This is a genomic window from Nonomuraea sp. NPDC050451 (assembly GCF_044458585.1).
Map to the genome: position 1 here is coordinate 1 of NZ_JBITHZ010000096.1, position 3,892 is coordinate 3,892.

5 protein-coding genes and 1 pseudogene are annotated in these 3,892 nt (G+C 63.4%); 4 read left to right on the forward strand and 2 right to left on the reverse strand.

What is annotated here, in order from left to right; genetic code table 11:
- Positions 1–65: 65 nt before the first annotated feature.
- Together ACIBI9_RS67660 and ACIBI9_RS67665 are read right to left on the reverse strand one after the other, a co-directional pair.
- Positions 66–422 carry an ADP-ribosylglycohydrolase family protein gene (locus tag ACIBI9_RS67660; RefSeq protein ID WP_397239616.1) on the reverse strand — a complete coding sequence of 119 codons (357 nt, stop codon included), beginning with the start codon at positions 420–422 and terminating at the stop codon, positions 66–68.
- Positions 409–555: pseudogene (locus ACIBI9_RS67665) on the reverse strand (ADP-ribosylglycohydrolase family protein); the annotation flags it as partial. The pseudogene ACIBI9_RS67665 and the gene ACIBI9_RS67660, both read right to left, overlap by 14 nt.
- A gap of 623 nt (positions 556–1,178) precedes the next feature.
- Between ACIBI9_RS67665 and ACIBI9_RS67670 the strand changes: the two are divergent.
- The 4 genes from ACIBI9_RS67670 (at position 1,179) to ACIBI9_RS67685 (ending at position 3,625) form a co-directional block, all read left to right on the forward strand.
- Positions 1,179–1,418, forward strand: a complete 240-nt coding sequence (locus ACIBI9_RS67670; protein WP_397239618.1) for a hypothetical protein — start codon at positions 1,179–1,181, stop codon at positions 1,416–1,418.
- 4 nt (positions 1,419–1,422) lie between these two features.
- The gene (locus tag ACIBI9_RS67675; RefSeq protein WP_397239620.1) at positions 1,423–2,574 is read left to right on the forward strand and encodes a hypothetical protein; all 1,152 of its coding nucleotides are present in this window, start codon (positions 1,423–1,425) and stop codon (positions 2,572–2,574) included.
- A 2-nt stretch (positions 2,575–2,576) separates the two neighbouring features.
- Positions 2,577–2,984, forward strand: a complete 408-nt coding sequence (locus ACIBI9_RS67680; RefSeq protein WP_397239622.1) for a hypothetical protein — start codon at positions 2,577–2,579, stop codon at positions 2,982–2,984.
- A gap of 263 nt (positions 2,985–3,247) precedes the next feature.
- Entirely contained in the window at positions 3,248–3,625 is a 378-nt protein-coding gene (locus ACIBI9_RS67685) for a hypothetical protein (RefSeq protein ID WP_397239624.1), read from the forward strand.
- Positions 3,626–3,892 lie beyond the last annotated feature (267 nt).

A 3,892-nucleotide genomic window follows, 5' to 3' on the forward strand; every position in this document is an offset into this window, starting at 1 on the left:
GAACAGCGACGATTGACTCAATCACACTCAAGATCATGGACAACGGCCATGTCGCCGCACGTCATCTACGTGCTCAAACGGAGTGTCGTTCTACACCGGGCGGCGTCCATGGTGGCCTGCCGCCCGTCGCGGGCGAAGTACGCCGCCGATGTGGTGGCGCGCATGAGCGCGCCGTTGCCGGCGGCTCGGTGGCTGCTTCGGTAGTGGGCGGCGGCGGCCTGGTCCCAAGGCAGTCCGCTGGTTAGTACGTCTTCGGTCTGTAGTCCGATGTCTTTGGGGTTATCGGCCGCCCACCGCTGGAAGCGGGCGAAAATGTCTGGCAGGTCCAGGCCGCCGTACTCCAGCAGTGACTCGGCTACGTGTACAGCCATCTGCGTATCGTCGGTGGCCTCGCCAGCGTCCCAGCCGCCGCCTCCACTCATCTCGCCGCCAGCACCCCGGTAGCGGGAAGCGAGAGGAGAACGCTCCCGCCGGGCCGAACTCGAATGGCGCACCCAGCGCGTCGCCCACAGCCGAGCCGACGACAGCACCAACGGCACGCTGCACAAGGTTCACTGCAGCAGGTTACCGAGTTGATCGAAGGAGAGGGCGGGCGTCGGGATCAAGGCAGGTCAGGTCGCCGGGCAGAGTGTTGTGTACAGCAACGTCGACTTACACGATCACACAGTCCCGCCCCTCATCTACCGCTTGACCAGGGATGCAGGCCCTCCACGAGGTGACTGGCTCCTGTTTGCAAGTAGGCGCTCACGTGGCGCTGGCACTGGCGGGGGGCACGATGTCGCCCAGTCGAAACCGTGACGATCATTCACTTCGCCCATCGCCAACCGTGGCTGGGGCGATCGACGTCGAAGCCCTCCTTCGTCAGGCCCCGGCCCCGGGTGACCATGGCGTAGGTGACAGCATCGCTGACTGCAACGTCCCCACGCATCAGCTCATCCGTGCCACCGTCCACACCGCTTGACTACCTTCTCGATCAGGTGAGCAGGGTGATTGCTCCGCCTAAGAAGCCGACAGCCTTCCTCACAAGGGATTGGCCTCCTCTCTCCCAGAGCAGTGCGTCGCATCAACTGACACTTCAGACCAATCCCGGCGATTCGGTTGCTGCGGTGAGTGGAGCGCAGTCCAATGGCCTCACACCTTGATCTCAAGCTTGGTCGTCGCACCCGAAGGAGTCACGTATGACCCGGGAGCAAGTGGAACAGGCCTTACGCCGAGCTGAGCAACTCACGGATCAAGCTAGCCCCGGTCTGGATCGGGCGATCTCGCTCATGGCGCAGAACGTCTGGACCGGCCCAGCCGCTCAGCGCTTCGCCGACGAACTGACCGCTCAGCGTCAAGCCCTGATCGGGGCGTGCGCCGGTGCGGTAGACGAACTGCGGGCGTTGTTAGCCCGTACGCCGGCGGACACTCCCGGCTAGGCCCATGGGTCAGTTGGAGGGCATGGTCCCTGAGGGAGTCCGCAGCCTGAAGGACGCACTGCGCCAGGCTGAATCGTCGCTGGACTCCATCGGCGAGGAGTTATGGAACTTACTGCGCGGGGCCTGGCTGTCGACCGCCTCGGCCGACACGGTCCGTCAGGTAGCGGCGTGGGCTGGAACCCAGGGCCCGGAGATCAATAAGCGGCTGGCGCTCCTAGAGCGCATGGAACTAGACAAGCCGGAGCTGTTCGGCGCCGGCAAGCCGCCGATCTCGGTCGACGACTCGATGTTCGCGCCGGGAGCGGTCCTGCCCACGACAGGCGGCTTCTGGGACCGCGTCGGCCAGCAGATTCAGGACACCTTCGACCCGAACCTGACCTCCGGCAACCCGATGACGGAAACGGTCAAGGGCACGGTGGAGAGCGTGACCGGCTTAGGCAAGATGGTGATCGACTACTCTCCCGCCCGGGCGGCCGTCGACTTCATGGGCTGGCAACGCAGCGTCAACGACCTGGGCCAAAGCCTGCTCTATGGCATTCAGAACCCGGTCGAGTTCGCCAAGTCGGCGCTGGACTGGGACACCTGGGCCTCCAATCCCGAGCGGGCATTCGGCCGTCTCATCCCGGACATCGTGGCAGCCGTCACAACGGCCGGTTCCAGTGGCGCTGCCTCAGGCACCGCCAAGGCCATCGGGGCCCTGGGCAAGGCGGCCAAGAGCGTGATAAAGCCCAAGCCGACGGCCACGCTCTCACGCTTCGGGGAGCGCTTCGAACTTAGGGGGAAGGAGGTGCCACCGCTGTTCCGGGGAGACGGCCGGACGCTGGACAGAATCTTCGAGAACGGTATGACCGCTCGCGACCCGGACATGAGCATCGAACAGCACCTCTCCGGCGAGAACGGCCTGATCGCCGCCTCGAAGAGCAAGAACGTGGCCAGAGGGTTCGCCGTCGGGCACAAGGGATACATCTTTGAGATCGATGACCGCGGAAACGGCATGGAAGTAAAGTACGGACCCGGCTTCAAACACCTCAGGGGCGAGCAGGAGGTCGTGTTCAAGCGGATCGATCCATCCCAGATCAGAGGAGCCTGGAAGCCAGGCAAGTACGGGAGCGCTGACGACGTCTGGATTCCGAACCCCCACTACGTGCCGAGGTGAGCATGCACGCCCTCGAATTGGTCAACTTGGCGGACGAATCCCTCCTGCCATGCCAGGTGACAACGCAGGCCGATGGCAAGACGTACGAGCTCCGGCTAACTCGCGCAAGCGCTTCACCGATCAGGGTTCACTCGTCGATCGACTTCGAAGACGCCTTGCGACAGCTGAGAGCAGAGCTGGAACAGCAGAACCTGCTGCTGCTCTGCAACAGGTACCGCCGCGATGCGTTCGTCTCCTCGATGTCACGTCAAATGAGTGAGGGCCTATCGTGCTACCTGGTCGTCGCCGGGGAACCCGTATCGCCAGAACTGCTCGCCGATAGCCTCGGGCCCGCGCCCAGGAGCGATGTTGTCACCGCCGAGGAGGCGTCGAAGTTCATCAATGAATGGATCGCCAGCTTCGACGACTGACAAGTCTCTTCGGACAGGGTCATAGGCTCTTGGCCAGTGTCATGCCGACCCGCCCCCATGGGGAAGCCACCAATCCAGCAGATCTTGCTAACAACGCCTCCGGACAACGGCGTGGGCCCCCGGAAGATGATCAAGCTGGAGCAGCCGCTGAGCAGGAATTTCCGACAGCGGTAGACATTCGTGGACGATCTCGAACTAGCTATGGATTAGAAGGTGGTTCGAGGCATCTCGGCCCGCGCAGGCCGCGTGCGATCCTGGAGCGCATGACGGATCGCCATGTGGTGACGATTCAGGTGACCGGTCGGCCTGCTACCTTCGCCACCGCCCACGAAAAGCCTTGGAAAGATGCTGTTCGATTGGCCGTCGCTGCGAGCGGAGTGGAGCCTCAGGCCGCGCGTTTCGCCGTTCGTTTGGAGTTCCGGCTTGTCGCGGCTCGCAATGCGAACGAGGTCTGGGATCTGGATAACCTCATCAAGCCCACACTCGATGCAATGGAGGGCATCTTCGGCGCACGGGCATGGCGTGGGACACCACAGCCCGCCGATGACAGAGTCGACCGCATCGAGGCTGTCAAGCGCCTTCCAGGGGCGGGCGAGTCCCCAGGGGCAACGATCGATGTGTGGGTTATCGAGCCGGACTAACCGGCTCCGGAAGGTGCTTGGCTTCATGCATTGCTTATGGGGCGAGGAAGCAACAGCAGCGTCCCCGCCCACAGAGGCAACCCGGCTGCCATTCACGTGTCCCTGACCATAATCTCGATCAGCCGAGCGGGATGATCGGCCCGCCTGAAGGCAGGACGGTCATGGGGCCCTGCCCCAAGGCCAGGTAGTTAAGGGGATTCGGTTCTTGTCAATCGGCTGAGGCGTGCAACGGACTCCTGTAGATCAGATGTCGGCGAAGATCATCTG

What these genes read in the sequence shown, in the direction of transcription:
- ACIBI9_RS67660 (WP_397239616.1), bottom strand. Translation starts at nt 422, where the DNA reads ATGAGTGGAGGCGGCGGCTGGGACGCTGGCGAGGCCACCGACGATACG.
- ACIBI9_RS67670 (WP_397239618.1), top strand. Translation starts at nt 1,179, where the DNA reads ATGACCCGGGAGCAAGTGGAACAGGCCTTACGCCGAGCTGAGCAACTC.
- ACIBI9_RS67675 (WP_397239620.1), top strand. Translation starts at nt 1,423, where the DNA reads ATGGGTCAGTTGGAGGGCATGGTCCCTGAGGGAGTCCGCAGCCTGAAG.
- ACIBI9_RS67680 (WP_397239622.1), top strand. Translation starts at nt 2,577, where the DNA reads ATGCACGCCCTCGAATTGGTCAACTTGGCGGACGAATCCCTCCTGCCA.
- ACIBI9_RS67685 (WP_397239624.1), top strand. Translation starts at nt 3,248, where the DNA reads ATGACGGATCGCCATGTGGTGACGATTCAGGTGACCGGTCGGCCTGCT.